The organism is Sphingomonas endophytica (genome assembly GCF_001476895.1).
Taxonomy (GTDB): domain Bacteria; phylum Pseudomonadota; class Alphaproteobacteria; order Sphingomonadales; family Sphingomonadaceae; genus Sphingomonas; species Sphingomonas endophytica_A.
On the sequence record NZ_LDTB01000049.1, the window covers coordinates 1 to 21,901 of the forward strand.

General features: G+C 67.9%; 23 protein-coding genes and 1 other RNA gene. 13 read left to right on the forward strand and 11 right to left on the reverse strand.

Going from position 1 to position 21,901, the window contains the following annotated elements:
- From infB to pnp, 9 genes are all read left to right on the forward strand, one after another.
- Positions 1–1,468: translation initiation factor IF-2 (gene infB / locus NS334_RS11760; RefSeq protein ID WP_083500435.1), on the forward strand; the 1,468-nt coding region annotated here is incomplete at its 5' end.
- Between the two features lie 48 nt (positions 1,469–1,516).
- The gene (gene rbfA, locus NS334_RS11765) at positions 1,517–1,900 is read left to right on the forward strand and encodes a 30S ribosome-binding factor RbfA (protein WP_058756156.1); all 384 of its coding nucleotides are present in this window, start codon (positions 1,517–1,519) and stop codon (positions 1,898–1,900) included.
- Positions 1,901–1,921: 21 nt separating this feature from the next.
- Positions 1,922–2,200 carry an AbrB/MazE/SpoVT family DNA-binding domain-containing protein gene (locus NS334_RS11770; protein WP_058756157.1) on the forward strand — a complete coding sequence of 93 codons (279 nt, stop codon included), beginning with the start codon at positions 1,922–1,924 and terminating at the stop codon, positions 2,198–2,200.
- Positions 2,197–2,589, forward strand: a complete 393-nt coding sequence (locus tag NS334_RS11775) for a type II toxin-antitoxin system VapC family toxin (RefSeq protein WP_058756158.1) — start codon at positions 2,197–2,199, stop codon at positions 2,587–2,589. The genes NS334_RS11770 and NS334_RS11775 overlap by 4 nt, the downstream gene beginning before the upstream one ends.
- Entirely contained in the window at positions 2,589–3,170 is a 582-nt protein-coding gene (locus tag NS334_RS11780; RefSeq protein WP_058756159.1) for a thymidine kinase, read from the forward strand. Before NS334_RS11775 ends, NS334_RS11780 begins: the two co-directional genes overlap by 1 nt.
- A gap of 162 nt (positions 3,171–3,332) precedes the next feature.
- Positions 3,333–4,025: a site-2 protease family protein gene (locus NS334_RS11785; RefSeq protein ID WP_058756160.1), complete on the forward strand. Its 693-nt coding sequence runs from the start codon at positions 3,333–3,335 to the stop codon at positions 4,023–4,025.
- A gap of 4 nt (positions 4,026–4,029) precedes the next feature.
- Positions 4,030–4,923, forward strand: a complete 894-nt coding sequence (gene truB / locus NS334_RS11790) for a tRNA pseudouridine(55) synthase TruB (RefSeq protein ID WP_058756161.1) — start codon at positions 4,030–4,032, stop codon at positions 4,921–4,923.
- A gap of 24 nt (positions 4,924–4,947) precedes the next feature.
- The gene (rpsO, locus tag NS334_RS11795) at positions 4,948–5,217 is read left to right on the forward strand and encodes a 30S ribosomal protein S15 (RefSeq protein ID WP_058756162.1); all 270 of its coding nucleotides are present in this window, start codon (positions 4,948–4,950) and stop codon (positions 5,215–5,217) included.
- A 197-nt stretch (positions 5,218–5,414) separates the two neighbouring features.
- On the forward strand, positions 5,415–7,745 hold the full coding sequence (gene pnp, locus NS334_RS11800) for a polyribonucleotide nucleotidyltransferase (RefSeq protein ID WP_058756163.1): 2,331 nt from the start codon (positions 5,415–5,417) through the stop codon (positions 7,743–7,745).
- A gap of 58 nt (positions 7,746–7,803) precedes the next feature.
- On the opposite strand, the gene NS334_RS11805 is transcribed toward pnp, so the two are convergent.
- The 3 genes from NS334_RS11805 to NS334_RS11815 all read right to left on the reverse strand — a co-directional run bounded on the left by NS334_RS11805 (position 7,804) and on the right by NS334_RS11815 (position 12,110).
- A complete protein-coding gene (locus NS334_RS11805) occupies positions 7,804–8,892 on the reverse strand; it encodes a GGDEF domain-containing protein (protein WP_058756164.1) in 1,089 nt (362 codons plus the stop codon).
- 135 nt (positions 8,893–9,027) lie between these two features.
- On the reverse strand, positions 9,028–10,965 hold the full coding sequence (locus tag NS334_RS11810) for a sialate O-acetylesterase (RefSeq protein WP_206542652.1): 1,938 nt from the start codon (positions 10,963–10,965) through the stop codon (positions 9,028–9,030).
- 386 nt (positions 10,966–11,351) lie between these two features.
- Complete coding sequence (locus tag NS334_RS11815) at positions 11,352–12,110, reverse strand: class II aldolase/adducin family protein (protein WP_058756166.1); 759 nt, start codon at positions 12,108–12,110, stop codon at positions 11,352–11,354.
- Between the two features lie 166 nt (positions 12,111–12,276).
- On the opposite strand from NS334_RS11815, the gene paoA reads away from it, so the two are divergent.
- Genes paoA through paoC form a run of 3 tightly spaced genes read left to right on the forward strand, consistent with a single transcriptional unit; the run spans position 12,277 to position 16,048 of the window.
- Positions 12,277–12,912, forward strand: coding sequence for an aldehyde dehydrogenase iron-sulfur subunit PaoA (gene paoA, locus NS334_RS11820; RefSeq protein ID WP_058756167.1), 636 nt, complete (start codon positions 12,277–12,279; stop codon positions 12,910–12,912).
- Entirely contained in the window at positions 12,909–13,856 is a 948-nt protein-coding gene (locus NS334_RS11825; protein ID WP_058756168.1) for an FAD binding domain-containing protein, read from the forward strand. The genes paoA and NS334_RS11825 overlap by 4 nt, the downstream gene beginning before the upstream one ends.
- Positions 13,853–16,048, forward strand: a complete 2,196-nt coding sequence (gene paoC, locus NS334_RS11830; protein WP_058756169.1) for an aldehyde oxidoreductase molybdenum-binding subunit PaoC — start codon at positions 13,853–13,855, stop codon at positions 16,046–16,048. The genes NS334_RS11825 and paoC overlap by 4 nt, the downstream gene beginning before the upstream one ends.
- Before the next feature lie 24 nt (positions 16,049–16,072).
- Here the strand turns inward: paoC and NS334_RS11835 are convergent, their stop codons facing one another.
- From NS334_RS11835 to NS334_RS11860, 8 genes are all read right to left on the reverse strand, one after another.
- Positions 16,073–16,369: a hypothetical protein gene (locus NS334_RS11835; protein WP_058756170.1), complete on the reverse strand. Its 297-nt coding sequence runs from the start codon at positions 16,367–16,369 to the stop codon at positions 16,073–16,075.
- A complete protein-coding gene (locus NS334_RS11840; protein ID WP_058756171.1) occupies positions 16,366–16,914 on the reverse strand; it encodes a J domain-containing protein in 549 nt (182 codons plus the stop codon). The genes NS334_RS11835 and NS334_RS11840 overlap by 4 nt, the downstream gene beginning before the upstream one ends.
- A 51-nt stretch (positions 16,915–16,965) precedes the next feature.
- Positions 16,966–17,361: RNase P RNA component class A (gene rnpB, locus NS334_RS11870), an RNA gene on the reverse strand.
- 45 nt (positions 17,362–17,406) lie between these two features.
- Positions 17,407–17,853 carry a ribosome maturation factor RimM gene (gene rimM / locus NS334_RS11845; protein WP_058756175.1) on the reverse strand — a complete coding sequence of 149 codons (447 nt, stop codon included), beginning with the start codon at positions 17,851–17,853 and terminating at the stop codon, positions 17,407–17,409.
- A gap of 16 nt (positions 17,854–17,869) precedes the next feature.
- Complete coding sequence (locus tag NS334_RS19290; protein WP_275044686.1) at positions 17,870–18,004, reverse strand: hypothetical protein; 135 nt, start codon at positions 18,002–18,004, stop codon at positions 17,870–17,872.
- A gap of 57 nt (positions 18,005–18,061) precedes the next feature.
- Positions 18,062–18,475, reverse strand: a complete 414-nt coding sequence (rpsP, locus tag NS334_RS11850) for a 30S ribosomal protein S16 (protein ID WP_058756172.1) — start codon at positions 18,473–18,475, stop codon at positions 18,062–18,064.
- 123 nt (positions 18,476–18,598) lie between these two features.
- Complete coding sequence (gene ffh / locus NS334_RS11855; RefSeq protein WP_058756173.1) at positions 18,599–20,107, reverse strand: signal recognition particle protein; 1,509 nt, start codon at positions 20,105–20,107, stop codon at positions 18,599–18,601.
- A 278-nt stretch (positions 20,108–20,385) separates the two neighbouring features.
- On the reverse strand, positions 20,386–20,940 hold the full coding sequence (locus NS334_RS11860; protein ID WP_058756174.1) for a DUF924 family protein: 555 nt from the start codon (positions 20,938–20,940) through the stop codon (positions 20,386–20,388).
- Between the two features lie 16 nt (positions 20,941–20,956).
- On the opposite strand from NS334_RS11860, the gene NS334_RS11865 reads away from it, so the two are divergent.
- The gene (locus tag NS334_RS11865; protein WP_083500438.1) at positions 20,957–21,739 is read left to right on the forward strand and encodes a radical SAM protein; all 783 of its coding nucleotides are present in this window, start codon (positions 20,957–20,959) and stop codon (positions 21,737–21,739) included.
- Positions 21,740–21,901 lie beyond the last annotated feature (162 nt).

The window sequence follows — 21,901 nt, forward strand, 5'->3', positions numbered from 1 at the left end:
CGGCAAGACCAGCCTGCTCGACGCGCTGCGCGGCACCGATGTGGTGCGCGGCGAGGCCGGTGGCATCACCCAGCATATCGGCGCCTATCAGGTCACGCTGAAGGACAAGTCGAAGATCACCTTCCTCGACACGCCGGGCCACGAGGCGTTCACCGCGATGCGCGCGCGTGGCGCCGACGTGACCGATATCGTGGTGCTGGTGGTCGCCGCCGACGACGGGCTGATGCCGCAGACGATCGAGGCGATCAATCACACCAAGGCCGCCGGCAAGCCGATGATCGTGGCGATCAACAAGATCGACAAGCACGACGCGAACGCCCAGCGCGTGCGTGAACGGCTGCTGGAACACGACATCCAGGTCGAGATGATGGGCGGCGAGACGCAGGACGTCGAGGTGTCGGCGCTCAAGAAGATCGGCCTCGACGATCTGATCGAGAAGATCCAGCTCCAGGCCGAACTGCTCGACCTGCAGGCGAACCCGGATCGTGCCGCCGAAGGCAGCGTGATCGAGGCGAAGCTCGACAAGGGCCGCGGCCCGGTCGCGACCGTGCTGGTCACGCGCGGCACGCTGAAGGTCGGCGACGTGTTCGTCGTCGGCGCGGAAAGCGGCAAGGTCCGCGCGCTGGTCGACGACAAGGGGCGTCAGCTCAAGTCGGCGGGTCCGTCGATGCCGGTCGAGGTATTGGGCCTGTCGGGCACGCCGTCGGCGGGCGACCAGTTGCAGGTCGTCGAGAACGAGGCGCGCGCCCGCGAGGTCGCGGAGTACCGTCAGAGCGTGCTGCTCCAGAAGCGTACGACCTCGGCACCGACCAGCCTCGAGAACATGTTCTCGGCGCTGCGCGCGAACGCGGCGATCGAATATCCGCTGGTCGTGAAGGCGGATACGCAGGGCACCGTCGAGGCGATCGTGGCGTCGATCAACAAGATCTCGACCGATCTCATCAAGGCGCGGGTGCTGCACTCGGGCGTCGGCGGGATCACCGAGAGCGACGTGACGCTGGCGGGCGCCAGCGGCGCGCCGATCATCGGCTTCCACGTCCGCGCCAATGCCAAGGCGCGCGAGATCGCCGATCGGCAGAAGGTGGCGTTGAAATATTACGACGTCATCTACGACCTGATCGACGAGATCCGCGCCGGCATGGCGGGCGAACTCGGGCCGGAAGCGTTCGAGACCGTCGTCGGTCGTGCAGAAATCCGCGAGGTCTTCTCGGCGGGCAAGCATGGCAAGGCCGCCGGTCTGCTGGTCACCGAAGGCGTCATCCGCAAGGCGCTCAAGGCGCGCATCACGCGCAACGACGTCATCATCTATAACGGTGAGATCGCGTCGCTGCGCCGCTTCAAGGACGATGTCCCGGAAGTGCGTGCGGGTCTGGAGTGCGGCGTCACGTTCACGCAGAACTTCGTCGACATCAAGGCCGGGGATTACCTCGAAACCTTCGAGGTCGAACTGCGCGAACGCACGCTGTAAGCAAGGATCATCCCTCTCTCCTCCGGCGGAGAGAGGGAGCCTGCCGATATGAACCATCCCCCCGAAAAATCCGTCCGCACCTTGCGCGTCGGCGAACAGGTCCGCCACATCCTGTCGGAAATCCTCCAGCGCGGCGACGTGCACGACGAGACGCTGGCCAGCCACATGGTCAGCATCACCGAAGTCCGCATGTCGCCCGACCTGCGTCATGCGACCGTCTTCGTGAAGCCGCTGCTCGGCAAGGACGAAGAAGCGGTGCTGAAGGCGCTGCGCACCAACACCGCCTATCTGCAACGCGAGGTCGCGACCCGCGTGAAGATGAAATATGCCGCCCGGCTGAAATTCCTCGCCGACGAAAGCTTCGACGAGGGCAGCCACATCGACGCGTTGCTCCGCCGTCCGGAGGTCGCGCGCGATCTTGACGGCGAATGAGGTAAGACGCATCTTACCGGCATGAATGCGTTTACCAGATTGTCGGCGAAGGGGCAGGTCGTCGTTCCCAAGGCGACGCGCGACCGGCTCGGCTGGGAGCCGGGGATCGACCTCGAACTGATCGAAACGCGCGATAGCGTGACGCTCCGTCCACGCCGGCGCGAAAAGACGTTGACGCCCGAGCAAGCGGTGCAGATCTTCCAAAGTCTGTACCGACATGAGGGGCCACCCGTTCCGCTGGGCGAAATGAAGGCGTCGGCGCGTGATATGGCGTCTGGCGACGATACCTTCGACGAATGAAGGCGGTCGATACCAACATTCTCGTTCGCTGGCTGACCCGCGATGATCCGGTTCAGACCCCGATCGCCGATCGCGTGATGGCCACGCCCGTCGATGTCCCACACACGGTCTTTCTCGAACTCGCCTGGGTCCTTGGCGGGCGAACGTATCGCTTCGATCGCCAGCGGCTGTCCATTGCCCTGCGCGCTGTTCTCGACACGCAGACCGTCCATATCGCCGAGGAGGATGCCGTTCGCTGGGCGGTGGAACGCTTTGCACATGGCGGTGATATCGCCGACATGCTCCATCTGACCGCGCTGCACGGCTGTCGTGCGTTCGTCAGTTTCGACCATGGCCTGCATGAACGGGCGGGACCGCATGCGCCGGTGCCGGTCGAGCGACCCGCCTGATGGCCAAGCTCTATTTCTACTACGCGTCGATGAACGCGGGCAAATCAACGAATTTGCTGCAGGCCGACTTCAACTATCGCGAGCGGGGCATGGCGACGATGCTGTTCACCGCGGCCGTCGACGATCGATTCTCGGCGGGCACGATCGCCTCGCGGATCGGCCTGTCCGCCGCCGCGACGATGTTCGACCCCACCACCGACCTCGCCGCGCTCGCGCTTGCCCGCCATGCTGCCACCCCGCTGGCGTGCGTGCTGGTCGACGAGGCGCAATTCCTCACCGCCACGCAGGTGGATCAACTCGCCGCACTCGCCGATCGCGCGGGCATCCCCGTGCTCGCCTACGGCCTCCGCACCGATTTTCGCGGCGCGCTGTTCGACGGATCGGCGCGGCTGCTGGCGCTCGCCGACTCGCTCGTCGAGATCAAGTCCGTGTGCGAATGCGGGCGCAAGGCGACGATGAACCTGCGCGTCGACGCCGAGGGCCGTCCGGTCGCCGAAGGACGCCAGACCGAAATCGGCGGCAACGACCGCTACGTCGCGCTCTGCCGCCGGCATTTCAGCGCGGCGCTGGGCGATCCGTGACGCTGCCCGGTCGAGGCGGGAATGCGACGCTACCGCACCCACCACCTCTCCGCGCCCTTCGCGCCTCCGCGTGACCATCCCCCTTCCTGAGTGCGTTCCCTCACGATACGGAGTATCGATCCGTCCTAGCCTTCCCCCCGCCCCGCGCCTATCTGCGCCACCATGAACCCCAACAGCGTCATCTGGTCGGCGGCGATCTGGATCATTCCGCTCGTCATCGCGATCGTCTTCCACGAGGTCGCGCATGGCCTGGCCGCGCGCGCGCTCGGCGATCCGACCGCAGAGGAGCAGCGGCGGCTGTCGTTTAATCCGCTGCGCCACGTCGATCCGATCGGGACGGTCGCACTGCCGCTGCTGCTGGCGCTCGCCAAGGCGCCGATGTTCGGCTGGGCCAAGCCGGTGCCGGTCGATGCCGGGCGGCTGCCCAACCCGCGCCGCGACATGATGCTGGTCGCACTGGCGGGACCGGCATCGAACCTCGCACTCGCGCTGGTCGGCGCGATCCTGCTGGGGCTGTTCACGCGCGACATCTATGGCGTCGCGCCGGGTACGGTATCGGCGTTCGTCGCCGCGAACCTGCTCAACTTCGTCATCATCAACGTCTTCCTCGCGCTGTTCAACCTGATCCCGCTGCCGCCGTTCGATGGCGGGCACGTCGTCGCCGGACTGCTGCCCGAGCGGCTGGCGCAGCGCTGGGACGGCCTCGCCCGCTTCGGCTTTCCGCTGCTGATCCTGCTGTTGCTGGTGCTGCCGTCGCTGGTGCCGGGCGCCAACATCGTGCAGCGGCTGGTCGCCCCGCCGGCGCAGGCGGTGGCCGAATGGTATCTGTCGCTCGCCGGCGCGATCGGGGGCTGAGCGCGTGCACGGCTGGCTGATCCTCGACAAGCCGCTGGGGCTGGGGTCGACGCAGGGCGTGTCGGCGGTCAAACGCGCGCTGCGCACCGGCGGCTATGGCAAGGCGAAGGTCGGGCATGGCGGCACGCTCGATCCGCTGGCGACCGGCGTGCTGCCGATCGCGATCGGCGAGGCGACGAAGCTGGCCGGGCGGATGCTCGACAGCGCCAAGATCTACGACTTCACGATCCGCTTCGGCGAACAGACCGATACGCTCGACGCGGAGGGTGTGACGATCGCAACCAGCGACACGCGCCCCACGCGCAAAGCGCTCGCGGCCGTGTTGCCGCGCTTCACCGGCCCGATCGCGCAGGTGCCGCCGGCCTATTCGGCGCTGAAGATCGATGGCCAGCGCGCCTATGATCTGGCGCGCGCGGGTGAGGACGTGGTGCTGGCCACGCGCGACGTGACGGTGCACGCGCTCACCATCCGCCCCGTCGACCGTGATGCCCCTCTCGACAACATCACCCTCACCGCGCACGTCAGCAAGGGCACCTATATCCGCAGCCTCGCGCGCGACATCGCGCTGGCGCTCGGCACGGTCGGTCACGTCACCTATCTGCGCCGCATCAAGGCCGGGCCGTTCGACCTGTCGCGGGCGATAACGCTGGACATATTGGACGAAGTCGCTAAGGCGCGCAGTCTTGAAGACATACTCCTGCCATTGGGTGCAGGGCTGGACGACATCCCGGCTCTCGCGCTCATTCCCGACCAGGCAGGGGCGCTCCGTCAGGGGCGTGTGCTGGACGGGATCGCCGCCGACGATGGTCCGGCCTTTGCCATGCTGGGTGACACACCCGTCGCCCTGGTCGAAGTGGACAACGGATTCGTCCGGGTCGTTCGCGGCTTCAACCTGTAACTTTCGGATGTCGTAGGAAAATACATGTCGATTACCGCTGAACGCCGCCAGGAAGTCATCAAGGACAACGCCCGTGCAGAGGGCGATACGGGTTCGCCCGAGGTCCAGGTCGCGATCCTGACGGAGCGGATCAAGAACCTGACCGAGCACTTCAAGGGCCACGCCAAGGACAACCATTCGCGTCGCGGCCTGCTGATGATGGTCAACAAGCGGCGCTCGCTGCTGGACTATCTCCGCAAGAAGGATGGTGACCGCTACGTGGCGCTCATCGCGAAGCTCGGGCTCCGCAAGTGAAATAAAGGCGCCGCAAGGCGCCTTTATTTCATCCCGAACGCCGATTCGGGATCCAGCAAGCAGGGGCGCGACAGCGCCCTACCCGGCCCGCTGGAGCCGGGACGGAAGAGAGGACAATACGGTCTGATCTTCCCGGGCCAATGTCGGCCCGTACGCAGGCCCCCCGATGATCCGCATCGGGGAGTGAAGGAAATCATATGTTCGATACCAAGAAGGTGGAAATCCAGTGGGGCGGCAAGACGCTGACCCTGGAGACGGGCAAGGTCGCCCGCCAGGCCGACGGCGCGGTGATCGCGACGCTCGGCGAGACGGTGGTGCTCTGCGCCGTGACCGCCGCCAAGAACGTGAAGGAAGGGCAGGATTTCTTCCCGCTGACCGTTCACTATCAGGAGAAGTTCTCCGCCAGCGGCCGGATCCCCGGCGGCTTCTTCAAGCGCGAGCGTGGCGCGACCGAGCGTGAGACGCTGGTCAGCCGCCTGATCGACCGCCCGATCCGCCCGTTGTTCCCGGAAGGGTTCTACAACGAGATCAACTGCATCTGCCAGGTGCTGTCCTATGACGGCGAGAACGAGCCGGACATCGTCGCGATGGTCGCGGCGTCGGCGGCGCTGACGATCTCGGGCGTGCCCTTCATGGGCCCGATCGGCGCGGCGCGCGTCGGCTACAAGGACGGCGAATACCAGCTGAACCCCACCGACGCGGAGGTGCTGGAAGGCGACCTCGACCTGGTCGTCGCCGCCACGCACGACGCGGTGATGATGGTCGAATCCGAAGCCAAGGAACTGTCGGAAGAGGTCATGCTGGGCGCGGTCATGTACGCGCACAAGGCCTCGCAGCAGATCATCGACGCGATCATCGATCTGGCCGAGCAGGCCGCGAAGGATCCGTGGGAACTGAAGCAGGCCGACGACCAGAAGGCGGTCAAGGCCGAGCTGAAGAAGCTGATCGGCAAGGACATCACCGCCGCCTACAAGCTGACCGACAAGCAGCAACGCCAGACCGCGCTGGGCGAGGCGCGCGCCAAGGCGAAGGCGGCGATGGCCGACCGCACGCCGCAGGAGCAGCTGGCCGCCGCCAAGCTGGTCAAGAAGCTGGAGGCGGAGATCGTCCGCACCGCGATCCTGAAGGACGGTCGCCGCATCGACGGCCGTACCACGACGCAGATCCGGCCGATCGAGGCGGAGGTCCACTTCCTGCCGCGTTCGCATGGCTCGGCGCTGTTCACGCGCGGCGAGACGCAGACGATCGCGACCACGACGCTGGGCACCCGCGACGCGGAGCAGATGATCGACGGTCTGAACGGCCTGTCGTACCAGCACTTCATGCTGCACTATAACTTCCCGCCCTATTCGGTCGGCGAAGTGGGCCGTTTCGGCGCGCCGGGCCGTCGCGAAGTCGGCCACGGCAAGCTGGCGTGGCGGGCGCTGCACCCGGTGCTGCCGTCGAAGGAAGAGTTCCCGTACACGATCCGCGTCACCAGCGACATCACCGAGTCGAACGGCTCGTCGTCGATGGCGACGGTCTGCGGCGGTTCGCTGTCGATGATGGACGCCGGCGTGCCGCTGAAGCGCCCGGTGTCGGGCATCGCGATGGGCCTGATCCTGGAGGGCAAGGACTTCGCGGTCCTGTCCGACATCCTGGGTGACGAGGATCACCTGGGCGACATGGACTTCAAGGTGGCGGGCACCAGCGAGGGTATCACCAGCCTTCAGATGGACATCAAGATCGCCGGCATCACCGAGGAGATCATGAAGGTCGCGCTGGCGCAGGCGCATGAAGGCCGTGCGCACATCCTGGGCGAAATGGCCAAGGCGCTCGATTCGACCCGGACCGAGCTGTCGGCGCATGCGCCGCGCATCGAGACGTTCACGATCGACAAGTCGAAGATCCGCGAAGTGATCGGCACCGGCGGCAAGGTGATCCGCGAGATCGTCGCCACCACCGGCGCGAAGGTCGACATCGACGACGAGGGCGTCATCAAGGTGTCGTCGTCGGACGCCAAGCAGATCGAGGCCGCGATCAACTGGATCAAGGGCCTGGTCGAAGAGGCCGAGGTCGGCAAGATCTACAACGGCAAGGTCGTCAACATCGTCGACTTCGGTGCGTTCGTGAACTTCATGGGTGGCAAGGACGGCCTCGTCCACGTCAGCGAGATGAAGAACGAGCGCGTCGAGAAGCCGGGCGACGTCGTGACCGAAGGCCAGGAAGTGAAGGTCAAGGTTCTCGAGATCGACCCGCGCGGCAAGGTCCGCCTGTCGATGCGCGTCGTCGACCAGGAAACCGGCGCCGAGCTGGAAGACACCCGCCCGGCGCGCGAGCCGCGCGGCGATCGTGACGGCGGTGGCCGTGGCGACCGTGGTCCGCGCCGCGAAGGCCGTGGCGACCGGGACGGCGGTAGCCGTGGCGGCGAGCGCGGTGGCGATCGTGGCCCGCGCCGCGAAGGTCGCGGCCCGCGTCGCGAAGGCGGCAAGGACGAAGGCGACGCCCCGGCGTTCGCTCCGGCCTTCCTGACCGGCGACCGCGACTGATCGAACGATCGGTGACGTGACGAAGGGGGCTCCGGCAGCGATGCCGGGGCCCCTTTCCCTAGGCGTGACCGGCCAGCGTCATCGGCACGCCGACCATCCCGCCTCCGGCGCGCTTGGCGCGATAGGAGGCATCGTCGGCCATCTGCAACAGGTCGTCGAGCTCGCCGGCGCCGACCACATAGCCCACGCTGGCCCCCAGCCGCACGACCGCGTCGCCGGCCGCGAACGGCACGCGCAGCGCCTGCAACATCCGGTTCGCCAGCGCCCGCGCCGCGTCCTCGCCGGCGATGTCGCGGCACACGATCACGAATTCGTCGCCGCCCAGCCGCGCGATCGTCGCCCCCGCCCCCGCCGCCGCGCGCAGCCGCTCGGCCACCTCGATCAGCACCGCGTCGCCCGCGGCATGACCATGGCGGTCGTTGACGCTCTTGAACCCGTCCAGATCGAGGCAGTGGATCGCCACCGGGGTCCGCCCCGCGCCCCGTCGGTCGAACGCCTCGCGCAGGCCCAGCCGGTTGAGCAGCCCGGTCAACGGATCGTTGCGCGCCAGCCTGGCCAGGTCGAGCCGCATCGCCAGTTGCCGCACCGCCGCGCCGTGCACGTGCCGCACATTCTCCAGGCCATTGAGGAAGAACAGGGCGAGGATGACGGCGGTCATCCGGTGCGGCGCGCCCGGGATCAGCGCGCTGGCGACCGCCACCGGCAGCATCGCGATCAGCAGCGCCATCGCCGCGATCCACGGCCGGATCGACAGACGTCCGATCAATCCGCAGCAATAGCCGAACAGCACCGCCATCGCGGCGAGGTAGCAGCCGGGGTCGGGGCGGATCACCAACGCGGCCGAGAGCATCGCGACGCTCGCCGCCATCATATAGGTGGTGATCGCATGGGCCAGTTCGCGACACGCCGGATTGACCCCTGCCCCGGCTCGGCGCTGATGCGCGATGACGATCAGCTTCGCCAGCGCCGCGGCCCCGCCGGCCAGCCCGATCAGCAGGATCGCGCGGTCGCCCACTTCATGCCACGTCGCCACGCCCACCCCGACCAGCGCGACACCCATCAGCATGGCGGGGATGACCGTATGGCCTAGCTCGGCGACCAGCAGCCGGTGGATCTCGCGGCTTTCGGCCTCGAAACGCAATGTCATCGCCTTGGCTCTACCGTGAGACCGACATGCACGATCATGTCGGCTCCCGGCGATTTATCGCATGTCGCCCCGGCGGATGCGACCCGCCGTGGAACGAATTTCCCCCAATTCGCGCTACCGGGTCGCGCGTGGCGCCTATCGCACGGGCAAGGTGAACGGTGCGGCGGGCAGGTCGGCACCGTCGAACAGGTTCACGAACGGCGCATCGCTCCACGCATAGCGGACGCGCGTCACGTCCGGCCGGTTCGCGCCCGGCAGCACCATCGTGTCGCCGCGCGGCGCCGCGCCGACATAGCGGCAGGCGTCGCCCGCGCACGTCTCGAAACCGATCGCCTGCGCGCCGCTATAGGTGCGCAGCGTGTCGGTGACGTTGCGATAGCGGACGACCAGATCCGCGCCGCTGCGCGTGACCGCCACCGCCTCCGGTCCGCTGCGCATTCCGGGCTGGCCATAGGCGACGACCCGTGCCAGCCGCGCCAGCCGCTCGCCGACCACCGTCTTCTGCGTCGGATGGATATCGAAGCGGTCGCCGACATCCACCGTCACCGCCAGTCCGGCATGGGCATCCTGCCGGACCGCCTCCGCCTGCGCCTCGCGCAGCGCCGCCCAGTCGGACGGCCCAGGCGCAATCGACGGCTTGCCATAGGAGGTCAGTTGCACGACGAAGAACGGCAGCGTCGGCGCGGCGAACGTCTTGCGCCAGTCCGCCATCAACAGCGACAGCAACGCCCGGTAACCGGACGCCTCGCCCGCATTCGACTCGCCCTGATACCAGGCCGCCAGCTTCAATCCGTAGCCCGCGAACGGCGCGATCATGCCGTTGTACAGCGTCGTCAGGCTGTTGGGCACGTCCCATGGCGCCGGCGCAATCTTCTCCCCGGTCATCGCGCTGCCCTTGAAGTAGCGCCAGTCGCCGGTCATCGGCACGATCGTCCCGTCGGTCAGCTCCAGTCCGCGCGCCGCCGCCCCCGTCAGCCCGCCGCCGTTCGATCCGCCCAGCACGCGCAGCGCGATCGTGTTGCGCCCGACCTTCAGCGTCCCCGCCGGCACATCGTAATGCCGCCACGCCCAGTTGACGCTGCCGCCGCCGACATAGCGGCCGTTGACCCATGTCTCCTCATATTGGTCGATCGGCCCCAGTTGCAGCGTCTTGGCCGCCGCCACCTGCGCCGCGGTCAGATCGATCGTGCCGCGCAGCCACAGCACACCGTCGAATGCCGCCAGTTCCGGGCGCCCCGCCTGCTTCCATGCCGAGGTCGGCATCGTCGGCCAGGCGCGATCGTCGAAGTCGGCGCGGGCGAAGGCGGCCTGCTTCGCGGCGGCGGGATCATGCGCCGTCCACCACGCCTGCCGCCGCTCGCCGTGCTTCGCCACCGCCGCGTCGCGATCGCGCGCATAGGTCGCCACCTGTGCGATACCGGGTTTCAGCGCCGCGATCGTGTTCAGCGACCCCGCGCTGATCCAGCTTTCGATCCGCGTGCCGCCCCATTCGGAGTTGATGAAGCCGATCGGCACCTTCTCGCTCTGCCGCAGCGATCTGGCCATGTAATAGCACACGGCCGAGGCATCGCCGACCGTCGTCGGGCCGACGCGCTGCCATGTGGCGGGCGCTTCCAGATCGGCGAGCGGCTGCGCGCGGCTGGTATCCGGGATCGTGACATAGCGCAGGTCGGGATCGGCCGGCGTCTGCAGCGCGCCCCAGGCGTTGGTCGATGCCTTGACCATGAACTCCATGTTCGACTGGCCGCCGCACAGGAAGACATCGCCGACCATGATGTCGTTCAGCGTCTGCGCGCCGACGGTCAGCGTGTAGGGGCCGCCCGCCTGCTGGGCGGGCAGCGTCGCGCGCCAGCGGCCATCGGCATCGGCGGTCGCGCTGGCGCTCTGCCCGTTCAGCGTCACCGTGACGGCGCTGCCCTTGGGCGCGCTGCCCCATATCGCGATCGGGCGATCACGTTGCAGGACGGCATGATCGGCGAAGATATTGGCGAAGCGCGGCGTCGTTTCCTGCGCCGCCGCCGGCCCGCTCACCACCGCCAACGCCCCTATCCCGATCGCCCGCCACATCGTCATCATCCCCTCCCGGTCATCTATCGTGATAGCGCTCTCATGCCACGCCGCGCCGACACTTTCCATCGCGCTCTCGCTGCGTTGGCACCGAGGACACGGGACCACAAGCGACCACGTCTGGCCGGCAGACCGCTTCGCGGCCACCCTGCCGCGCGAGCATGGAGAACGGCGATGTGCCCGCGCGGAGCACACGAAGATGCGCCGCGCGGCAGCGCCGCACTCCACGACCCGCTGGGTTGAAGCTTCCGATCGTATCGATGGAAGCCCCTACGCCTCGGCGCGAACAACTCTTCCTCCGCGTCCCCTGCGTGCTCCGCGCGAACACCATCTTCTCCGCGCCTTCGCGTGATAACGTCGTCGTCAGGCCAGCCTCCGTGCGCCCCCGCCCGTCAATCGCGATACGACGGATCGATCCGGTCGAGCTTTCGCAGCAACGCCGGCCACGCCAGCGCCTTCGCCAGCATCCCGATCCCTCCCGGCGGCGATTGCGCGGCAACCTTCTCCTCCACCCCTTGCGGCGGCGTGTTGAGCCCGTCCGGCCCGGCGGACAGCATCAGCACCTGCGCCTCGCACGCACGCTCCAGGAAGTAGAGCCGCAGGAAGCAGCTGGCCACCGAATCGCCGACCGTCAGCGTGCCGTGGTTGCGCAGGATCATCGCATGGCGCGTACCCAGGTCGGCGACCAGCCGCTCGCGTTCCTCCAGGTCGGTCGCGATCCCCTCGTAATCGTGATAGGCGACGTCGTGCGCCGCGATCATCGCGGTCTGCGTATGCGGCAACAGCCCGCATGCCATCGCCGACACCGCCTGCCCGTGCGGGGTGTGGACGTGCATTACGGCATGGGCGTCCTCGCGCGCCATGTGGATCGCGGAATGGATCGTGAACCCGGCCGGGTTGACCGGATGCGCGCTCGCGCCGACCGGCATCCCGTCGACATCGATCTTCACCAGCGACGACGCGGTGATCTCCTCGAACATCATGTCATAGGGATTGATGAGGAAATGATGCTCGGGCCCCGGCACCCGCGCCGACAGATGGGTGAAGATCAGGTCGTCCCATCCATAAAGCGCGACCAGCCGATAGGCCGCCGCCAGTTCGACCCGCGCCTCCCATTCGCCCGCCGCCATGCCCGGCCGTTCGTCCGCCATGCCCGATCCTCTCCCATGTCATTGGCGCGCACCGTATCGTACGCTACCGGTATCGAACAGACGGCAACATGACATGTCCATGAACGATCGGCGGATATTACCTGGATCAGGCGCGTTCGAGCGGCAGGAAGCGGCCCCCTCGCCCGCTTTCACAGGCGGGACTATCATGAACGACACACACGGTTTCACCCTAACGCGCCGTGGTGCGCTGGTCGGCGGCGCTGCGGCGGCATCGGCGGGCGCGCTGCCGGCGGAGGCACAGACATTGACCAAGGAATCCCCGACCCCGACCGTCCCGGTCGCCTTCACCGTCAACGGCAAGCGGCGTGAGCTCGACCTCGATCCGCGCGTCACGCTGCTGGATGCGCTGCGCGAACATCTGCACCTGATCGGCAGCAAGAAGGGCTGCGACCATGGCCAGTGCGGCGCGTGCACCGTGATGGTGGACGGCAAGCGCATCAACTCCTGCCTGACGCTCGCGGTGATGCACGACGGCGATGCCATCACCACGATCGAGGGGCTGGGCACGCCCGACAAGCTGCACCCGATGCAGGCGGCGTTCGTCCGCCACGACGGCTATCAATGCGGCTATTGCACGCCGGGGCAGATCATGGCCTCGGTCGCGATGCTGCAGGAGATAAAGGACGGCGTTCCGAGCTACGTCTCCGCCGATCTCACCGCAAAGCCGCGCGTCGACGGGCAGGAGGTGCGCGAACGGATGAGCGGCAACATCTGCCGCTGCGCCGCTTACTCCAACATCGTCGCCGCGATCGGCGACGTCGCCGGGGAGGATCTGGCATGAAGGCCTTCACCTACGAACGCGCCACCTCCCCCGCGGCGGCGGCAGCGGCGGCCGCGAAGCCGGGCGCGAAGTTCATCGCCGGCGGGACGAACCTGCTCGACCTGATGAAGTTGCAGGTCGAAACGCCGACGCATCTGGTCGATGTCAACCGGCTCGGTCTCGACACGATCGAGGCGAGCGGCGATGGAGGCCTCCGCATCGGGGCATTGGTCCGCAACACCGCGCTCGCCGCCGACCCGCGCGTGCGCCGCGACTATGGCGTGCTCAGCCGCGCGTTGCTGTCGGGCGCGTCGGGGCAATTGCGCAACAAGGCGACGACCGCCGGCAATCTGCTCCAGCGCACCCGCTGCCCGTATTTCTACGACACCAACCAGCCGTGCAACAAGCGCAAGCCCGGATCGGGCTGCGCCGCGATCGGCGGCTACAGCCGCGCGCTGGCGGTGATCGGCACCAGCGCCGATTGCATCGCCACCCATCCCAGCGACATGGCGGTCGCGATGCGGGCGCTCGACGCCACGGTCGAGACGGTCGACGCATCCGGCAAGAGCAGGGCCATTCCGATCGCCGATTTTCACCGACTACCCGGCAATACGCCGTGGATCGAGACTGCGCTCCAGCCCGGCGAAATGATCACTTCGGTCACGCTGCCGCGCCCGGTCGGCGGTACGCACATCTATCGCAAGGTCCGCGATCGCGCCTCCTACGCCTTCGCGACGATCTCGGTCGCGGCGGTGTTGCGCCCCGATCAGGGGACTCCGCGCTTCGCCTTCGGCGGACTCGCGCACAAGCCGTGGCGGGTCGAAGCCGCCGAAACACAACGCGATGCCAAGGGGATAGCGGCCGCCGCACTGGCCGGCGCCACCCCGACCGCACAGAACGCCTACAAGATTCCGTTGGTCGAGCGCACGCTCGCCTCGGTCCTCGCCGAAGGAGCGGCCGCATGAAGTTCGACACGCCAGCCGGCCGCAACCCGATCGATCAGGGCAAGGTCATCGGCAAGCCCACCGACCGCATTGATGGCCCCCTGAAAGTCACCGGCACCGCGCCCTACGCCTTCGAACAGAACGCCGTCGCCCCCGGTCACGCGTACGGCGTCATCGTCGGATCCTCGGTCGCCAAGGGCCGGATTACCCGCATCGACAGCGCCGACGCCGAGCGTCTGCCGGGCGTCATCGCCGTCGTAACCTACGAGAATGCCGGGAAACTCGGCAAGGCGAAGGCGCATACCGCGACGATGCTCGCCGGCCCGGATGTCGAGCATTACGACCAGGCGGTCGCGATCGTCGTCGCCGAAACCTTCGAACAGGCGCGCGATGCCGCCAAGCGCGTCCGCGTCGATTACGACCGCGCCAAGGGGCGATACGATCTCGCCGCGGCCCAGGCCGATGCGCCGATCGCCAAGGGCGACAAGATGAAGACCGCACGCGGGGACTTCGCCGCCGCGTTCAAGGCCGCCCCGGTAACGCTCGACGCCACCTACACCACACCCGACCAGAGCCACACGATGATGGAGCCGCACGCGACCATCGCGGCGTGGAACGGCGACGCGCTGACGCTCTGGACCAGCAACCAGATGATCGCCTGGGCGGTCCGCGACATGAGCGAGACGCTTTTGATTCCCAAGGAGAAGATCCGCGTCGTCTCGCCGTACGTGGGTGGCGGCTTCGGGGGTAAATTGTGGGTCCGCTCCGACGCGGTGATGGCCGCGCTGGCGGCGCGCGCGGCGAAGCGGCCGGTCAAGGTCGCGCTCGCCCGGCCGCAGGTCATGAACAACACCACCCATCGTCCCGCGACCATTCAGCGCATCCGCCTGGGCGCGGAAAAGAACGGTAAAATCACCGCAATCGCACACCAGACATGGTCGGGCGACCTGCCCGGCGGCGGGCCGGAGACGGCGGCCAACCAGACGCAATTGCTCTACGCCGGCGCCCATCGCCTGACCGAGACGCACCTGGCCGTTCTCGACCTGCCCGAGGCGAACGCGATGCGCGCGCCCGGCGAAGCGCCCGGCATGATGGCGCTCGAGGTCGCGATGGACGAGATGGCCGAGAAGCTGGGAATGGACCCGGTCCGCTTCCGCGTCATCAACGACACGATGGTCGATCCCGAACAGCCGGAACGAAAATTCTCCGACCGAAACCTCGTCCGCTGCCTGGAAGAGGGCGCGCGGCGGTTCGGCTGGGAGCGCCGCAATGCCACGCCGGGGCAGGTCCGCGAGGGGCGCTGGCTGGTCGGCATGGGCATGGCGGCGGCGTTCCGCAACAACATGAACATGAAGTCGGCGGCGCGCGTCGGAGTCGACCGCAAGGGCGTCGTCACCGTCGCCACCGACATGACCGACATCGGCACCGGCAGCTACACGATCATCGCGCAGACCGCCGCGGAGATGCTGGGCGTACCGCTCGACAAGGTCGTCGTGCTGCTCGGCGACAGCCGCTTCCCCGTCTCGGCGGGCTCGGGCGGGCAATGGGGCGGCAACAGCTCGACCGCCGGCGTCTATGCCGCCTGCATGGATCTGCGCCGTCGCATCGCGCAGAAACTGGGCTTCAACTCCGACGACGTGACCTTCGCCGACGGCAAGGTGACGAGCGGCAATCGCTCGGTCGATCTCGCCAAGGCGGCCGGAGACGAAGGGATCAGCGGCGAGGACGCCATGGAATATGGCTCGCTGGAGAAGGACTATGCACAGGCGACCTTCGGCGCGCACTTCGTCGAGGTGGGCGTCGACGCGCATACCGGCGAAATCCGCGTCCGCCGCATGTCGGGCGTCTATGATGCCGGGCGCATCCTCAATCCCAAGTCGGCACGCAGCCAGGTGATCGGCGGCATGACGATGGGGATCGGCGCGGCGCTGATGGAAGATGCCGTCGTCGACCAGCGTTTCGGCTACTTCGTCAACCACGACCTCGCCGAATATCACGTCCCCGTCCATCTCGACGTGCCGCATCAGGAGGTCGTGTTCCTCGACACGCTGGACGACAAGACGTCGCCGATGAAGGCCAAGGGCGTCGGCGAACTGGGGCTGTGCGGCGCGGGCGCGGCGGTGGCCAACGCGGTCTACAATGCGTGCGGCGTCCGGATCCGCGACTATCCGCTGACCCTCGACAAGGTGCTGAAAGGGCTGGCGACGGCCTGACCCCCGTCGCGCTGGCGGCGCAGTTCAGCCCCTGAGCTGTTCCGCCAGCGCGTCGATCTCCGCGCCCCCGGCGACGATCCGCCAGCGACCGGGGGTGCGGGTATCGACAATCGTGACCGCGCCCTTGGGACAGATGCCCAGACAGCGCGTCTCCACCACGCCGACCCTCGCCTTCCGCCCCTTGCCGAACCCGCCCTGCTTCCGCAGCGCCTTGGCCAGCGGAGTCTTGCCCTTCGGCCCGAAACCGCCGCCGATCTTCTTCGAACATTTGCCGCAGACCAGCACCGCGCCGGTCCAGCCGGCCCGCACCTGATCCTTCATGCGTCGTCTCGCGGCTTCCACGTCCGCGCTTCTTCCGCGACGCGCAGCACGTCATAGGCGGCCTGAATCGCCTGGAAGCGCGCGGCGGCGTCCTTGTCCCCGGGCCGCACGTCGGGATGGTTCGACTTGGCGAGCCGCCGCCACGCCAGCCGCACATCGTCGAAAGTGGCATCGACCTCCAACTCCAGCACCTCCAGCGCGCGCATCTCGTCGCGCGATCGCGTACCGTCGCCGTGCCCCGCCCAGGCCTGATGCTTCGATTGCGCATAGCCGCCGGCGTCGCGACGCTCATTGGCCTCGCGCTGCGCCGCTTCCTCCGCCGACAAACCCTCGAAATAATTCCAGCCGCGATTGTATTCGGCGGCATGCGCCTGGCAGAAATACCAGCGGTCCGGGCTGTTGGGCGACTTGGGCGCGGGGCAATTGCCCGGTTCGTTGCAGCCGTGGCGGTCGCACAGCCGCACCGTGGTCGCCTCCCGGTTGGCGCCATAGCCGCGCCAGCGGGGGAAGCCCCAGTCGTTCGATCGGGTGGGTATCCGTGCCATTCCCCCGCCACATAGGCGCCGCGGGGGCGCACGCCAACCGATGACGACGATTTTGCCAGAGGGCCTGTAAGCCGGGTTCTGTCCACCCCATGAAGGGGATAGGCGACCATTCCTCTCGGCGCGCCGTTGCCGACGCGCTCCAGCAACCAACCCGGGCAGCGGGTGGGAACACACCCCGACGACGCGGAACGCCGCCATGCCGCCCCTATTCGGTCTTGCTCCCGGTGGGGTTTACCGTGCCACGGCCGTTACCGGCCGCGCGGTGCGCTCTTACCGCACCCTTTCACCATGACCGGGCCGAAGCCCTGGCCGTCTGCTCTCTGTTGCACTGTCCCTGACCGCGGGCTCGCGCCCTTGGCCGGCGGGCGTTACCCGCCACCGTGTTTCCGTGGAGCCCGGACTTTCCTCGGCACGCAGATCGCGTGACGCGGCCGCCCGGCCCTCTGGCACGGCCGCTGTAGGGCGTGCCGATCGTTTAGGGAAGCGCCGGCGTCACGGCTCGACGAAATCGGCCTCGATCACCAGCCGTTCCGTGTTCCACTCCGGCACCGCGCTCATCGGCGCCATGAAGGTCTTGCCGCTGGGCCGTTTGACCTCGACGACATCGCCCGCGCCGAAATTCTCGACCGCGACGACGACGCCCAGCGCCTCGCCGGTCGTGGAGATCGCCGCCAGGCCGAGCAGGTCGGCATGATAATATTCGCCCTCGCCGAGCGGCGGCAGCGCGTCGCGCGGCACGGTCAACACCGTCCCGCGCAACGCCTCGGCCGCGGTGCGATTCGCGATTTCGGCGAAGCGCGCGATCGTTCCATCCCGCAACTTCACCAGCGTCAACGCACCGTCGTTGAACGAGCGATGTGCCGCCAGATCGTCGGCGAACACCTTCAGCCGCACCTCGCCCGCGATACCATGCGCGCCGGCGACCGCCGCCAGAACGATCGTGCCGGGCGCGGGGTCACTGGTCGGGCGAGCCGCCGCCCCCGTCGGGGGCGTCGTCGCGTCCTTCGGCGGGGTCGTCGGCGGAGACGCCTTTGTTGGTCGCGTCTTCATGGTCCTCGGGCGCGGTGCGCGGATCGGGATCGCTGGTCATCATGCGCTCTCCTGTTCGGGTGAACGGGGGCAACGCACGATGACCGGGATCGGATGCTTACTCGGCGCTCGCTTCGGCGTCCGCAGCAGCCGGAGCCGGTGCGTTCGCCGCCTCGGCAGCGGCTTCCTCAGCGGCCTTCGCCTTCTCGGCACGCTCCTCGGCGCGCTCCTTGGCCTTCTCGCCCGGCTCGGCCTTCTTCGGGTTGTTGCGCGCGGTGCGCTCCTTCACGCCCGCGACGTCCAGGAAGCGCGCGACGCGATCGGTCGGCTGCGCGCCCATCGCCAGCCAGTGCTTGGCGCGCTCGGCGTCCAGCACGATGCGCTTCTCGTCGTCCTTGGCGAGCAGCGGGTTGTAATTGCCCAGCTTCTCGATGAACTTGCCGTCACGCGGGCTGCGGGCATCGGCCACGACGATGCGGTAGTACGGACGCTTCTTCGAGCCGCCACGCGACAGGCGAATGCTGAGTGCCATTGATCTTTCCTTGCCTTCTAATCCGTCGCCCCTGCGGAGGCAGGGACCAATCTTTGCGTCAACAATCGGCGCCCCTCGCTCATGGAGAGACATGGGCCCCTGCCTCCGCAGGGGCGACGATCGCTATCTCTTGAACTTGAACCCGCCCGGACCACCCGGCAGGTTCCCCGGCAGGCCGGGCAGCCCCGGACCACCGCCGGGCCCGCCCAGCTTGCCCATCATGTCGCCCATGTCGGCGCCACCGATGGCATTGCCCAGACCGCCCAGCCCGCCCTTGCCGAGCATCGCCATCATGCCCTTCAGGCCGCCCATCTTCTTGATCTTCTTCATGGCGGTCGACATTTCCTGATGCATCTTCAGGAGCTTGTTGACCTCCTGCACCGTGGTGCCGGAACCCTTGGCGATGCGGATCTTGCGCTTGGCGTTGATGAGTTCGGGCTTGGCGCGTTCCTTGACGGTCATCGACCCGATCATCGCGTCGAGATGCACCAGCATCTTGTCGCTGCCCGGCGTCGCGTCCATCGCGGCCTGCGCCTTCTTCATCCCCGGCAGCATTCCCGCCAGCGCGCCCAGGCCACCCATGCGCTTCATCTGCGCGAGCTGGCTGCGCAGGTCGTTCATGTCGAACTGGCCCTTGGCGAGCCGGTTCGCCATCCGCTCGGCGTCTTCCTGCTGGATCGACTCCGCCGCACGCTCCACCAGCGACACGACGTCGCCCATGCCCAGGATCCGGCCCGCGACGCGCGACGCATGGAACGCCTCTAGCTGGTCCAGCTTCTCGCCGACGCCAGCGAACTTGATCGGCTTGCCGGTGACGGCGCGCATCGACAGCGCCGCACCACCACGCGCATCGCCGTCCATCCGCGTCAGTACGACACCAGTCAGCGGCACCTGCTCGGAGAAGTTCTGCGCGACGTTGACCGCGTCCTGGCCGGTCAGCGAGTCGACGACCAGCAGGATTTCCTGCGGCTGCGCGACATCGGCGACCGCCTTCATCTCGTCCATCAACGCCTGGTCGACGTGCAGACGACCGGCGGTGTCGAGCATCAGCACGTCGAAGCCCTGCAGCTTCGCGGCCTGCACCGCGCGGCGGGCGATCTCGACCGGCTGCTGCCCGGCGATGATCGGCAGCGTCGCGACCTCGACCTGCGTACCCAGCGTCGCCAACTGCTCCTGCGCGGCCGGGCGATTGACGTCGAGCGACGCCATCAGCACCTTTTTCGCCGAACGACCGGTCATCGAGCTGGTCGACAGCCGCTTGGCGATCTTCGCGGTGGTGGTGGTCTTGCCCGACCCCTGCAGGCCGACCATCATCACGATCGCGGGCGGCGCGACGTTCAGGTTCAGCTCGACGCCCTCGGGATCGTCGCCGCCCAGCATCCGCACGAGCGCGTCGTTGACGATCTTGACGACCTGCTGCCCCGGCGTGACGGAGCGCAGGACGTTCTGCCCGATCGCTTCCTCGGTCACCTCGTCGACGAACTGGCGGGCGACCGGCAGCGCGACATCGGCCTCCAGCAGCGCGACGCGCACCTCGCGCATCGCCTGACGCACGTCGGCTTCGGTCAGCGCACCACGCCCCCGCAGCCGGTCGAAGACGCCGCCAAGACGATCGCTGAGGCTATCGAACATCGAAACTCCTTATCCCCCGCCGGAACACGCAAAATACGCCGGCGGGCGAAACCTCGCCGGCCAGCGTGCGCCACAAGGGACGCTTGATTCATGCGTTCGCAACGGAACTTGGGGCATGCCGATAGCGGAATGTCCCGAGCGGGGCAAGTCGGTAAGCGCCACCCTCGCCCGGCGCTCCGCGTCATTCCCGCGAAGGCGAGAATCCGGACGCGCAGGTTCACGCGAGGGTCGAAACGTCAGAGGGTCGAAATTCAGCCCTCTCGGGAACGGCGTGGCGGCTACCAGCCCCCGCCCGCCTCCAGATACGCCCGCTCCTCCGCGGTCGTTTCCCGCCCCAACGCCTTGTTGCGCGGGGGGAAACGCCCGAACCGCCGGAACACCGCCTCGTGGTCGCGCCCGAACTTGATGTTCTCCTCGATCCCCAGCGCCTCGAACATCGCGACGCTCCTCGCCTGCCCTTCTGCATCCTCGGCATGCATCAACGGCATATAGAGGAACACCCGCTGCTCCGGCGGCAATTCCGTATCCCAGGCGCGCGCGATCGCCCGCTCGGTCAGCTCGCGCGCGAGCGGATCGGCCGCGAATGCATCAGCCTCTCCGCGAAACAGATTGCGTGAGAATTGGTCGAGCACGATGATCGCCGCCAGCACCTGCCGCGCCGACCCGCGCCATTCCGCCGCCCGCGTCGCCAGCACGCGCTCGCGCAACGCCCCGAACCGCGCCGCGATCTGCGCATCCAGCGCGTCGTCCTTTGCAAACTGCTGCTCGGTCGACAGCGCGAACCAGAAGTCGAGGATGTCGCGCGTCGCGGAGTCGACTTCGCTGTCGGTCATAACTAGATCGCCGCCCATGTCCTTCTCCCATCAGCCAGAGGTCGTAACGCTCGGCTGCCGCCTCAACATCGCCGAAAGCGCGGCGATCCGCCAGATGGCGGGTCGCGGGCAGGTGGTGGTGAACGGCTGCGGCGTCACCAATCAGGCGGTGAAGGACACCCGCGTCGCGATCCGCCGCCTGCGCCGCGCGCATCCGCACGCCGAGTTGATCGTCACCGGCTGCGCCTCGGAGATGGACCACGACAGCTTCGCCGCGATGCCGGAGGTCGATCGCATCATCGGCAACGCCGCCAAGCTGCTTCCCGCGACCTGGGGTGCCCGTCCCAACGCGCCGCGCGCCGTGCCGCAGACGCGCGCCTTCGTCGGCGTCCAGAACGGTTGCGACCATCATTGCACCTTCTGCGCGATCCCGCAGGGGCGCGGCCGCAACCGCGCCGATCCCGTCGCCGACGTGATACCCCGCGTCGCCGCGCTCGCCGACAACGGCCAGCGCGAGGTGGTGCTGAGCGGCGTCGACCTTGCCAGCTACGACGATCGCGGTGCGCGGCTGGGCACGCTGGTAGAGCGGCTGCTGCGCGACGTGCCGGGGCTGGACCGCCTGCGCCTGTCCTCGCTCGACCCCGCCGCGATCGACGACCATCTGCTCGCCCTGCTGACGCAGGAGCCGCGTGTGATGCCGCACGTCCATCTGTCGGTACAGGCGGGCGACGACCTGATCCTCAAGCGGATGCGCCGCCGTCACGCGCGCGCCGACGTTCTGCGCCTGATCGAGCGGCTGAAAGCGGGCCGCGATGGTTGAGGCGGCAGCCGAGCGTTACGACCTCTGGCTGATGGGAGAAGGACATGGGCGGCGATCTAGTTATGACCGACAGCGAAGTCGACTCCGCGACGCGCGACATCCTCGACTTCTGGTTCGCGCTGTCGACCGAGCAGCAGTTTGCAAAGGACGACGCGCTGGATG

Bases quoted from the DNA above. Each gene is read 5' to 3' on its own strand.
- rbfA (WP_058756156.1), top strand. From the start codon at position 1,517: ATGAACCATCCCCCCGAAAAATCCGTCCGCACCTTGCGCGTCGGCGAA.
- NS334_RS11770 (WP_058756157.1), top strand. From the start codon at position 1,922: ATGAATGCGTTTACCAGATTGTCGGCGAAGGGGCAGGTCGTCGTTCCC.
- NS334_RS11775 (WP_058756158.1), top strand. From the start codon at position 2,197: ATGAAGGCGGTCGATACCAACATTCTCGTTCGCTGGCTGACCCGCGAT.
- NS334_RS11780 (WP_058756159.1), top strand. From the start codon at position 2,589: ATGGCCAAGCTCTATTTCTACTACGCGTCGATGAACGCGGGCAAATCA.
- NS334_RS11785 (WP_058756160.1), top strand. From the start codon at position 3,333: ATGAACCCCAACAGCGTCATCTGGTCGGCGGCGATCTGGATCATTCCG.
- rpsO (WP_058756162.1), top strand. From the start codon at position 4,948: ATGTCGATTACCGCTGAACGCCGCCAGGAAGTCATCAAGGACAACGCC.
- pnp (WP_058756163.1), top strand. From the start codon at position 5,415: ATGTTCGATACCAAGAAGGTGGAAATCCAGTGGGGCGGCAAGACGCTG.
- NS334_RS11805 (WP_058756164.1), bottom strand. From the start codon at position 8,892: ATGACATTGCGTTTCGAGGCCGAAAGCCGCGAGATCCACCGGCTGCTG.
- NS334_RS11810 (WP_206542652.1), bottom strand. From the start codon at position 10,965: ATGACGATGTGGCGGGCGATCGGGATAGGGGCGTTGGCGGTGGTGAGC.
- NS334_RS11815 (WP_058756166.1), bottom strand. From the start codon at position 12,110: ATGGCGGACGAACGGCCGGGCATGGCGGCGGGCGAATGGGAGGCGCGG.
- paoA (WP_058756167.1), top strand. From the start codon at position 12,277: ATGAACGACACACACGGTTTCACCCTAACGCGCCGTGGTGCGCTGGTC.
- NS334_RS11825 (WP_058756168.1), top strand. From the start codon at position 12,909: ATGAAGGCCTTCACCTACGAACGCGCCACCTCCCCCGCGGCGGCGGCA.
- paoC (WP_058756169.1), top strand. From the start codon at position 13,853: ATGAAGTTCGACACGCCAGCCGGCCGCAACCCGATCGATCAGGGCAAG.
- NS334_RS11835 (WP_058756170.1), bottom strand. From the start codon at position 16,369: ATGAAGGATCAGGTGCGGGCCGGCTGGACCGGCGCGGTGCTGGTCTGC.
- NS334_RS11840 (WP_058756171.1), bottom strand. From the start codon at position 16,914: ATGGCACGGATACCCACCCGATCGAACGACTGGGGCTTCCCCCGCTGG.
- NS334_RS19290 (WP_275044686.1), bottom strand. From the start codon at position 18,004: ATGACCAGCGATCCCGATCCGCGCACCGCGCCCGAGGACCATGAAGAC.
- rpsP (WP_058756172.1), bottom strand. From the start codon at position 18,475: ATGGCACTCAGCATTCGCCTGTCGCGTGGCGGCTCGAAGAAGCGTCCG.
- ffh (WP_058756173.1), bottom strand. From the start codon at position 20,107: ATGTTCGATAGCCTCAGCGATCGTCTTGGCGGCGTCTTCGACCGGCTG.
- NS334_RS11860 (WP_058756174.1), bottom strand. From the start codon at position 20,940: ATGACCGACAGCGAAGTCGACTCCGCGACGCGCGACATCCTCGACTTC.
- NS334_RS11865 (WP_083500438.1), top strand. From the start codon at position 20,957: ATGTCCTTCTCCCATCAGCCAGAGGTCGTAACGCTCGGCTGCCGCCTC.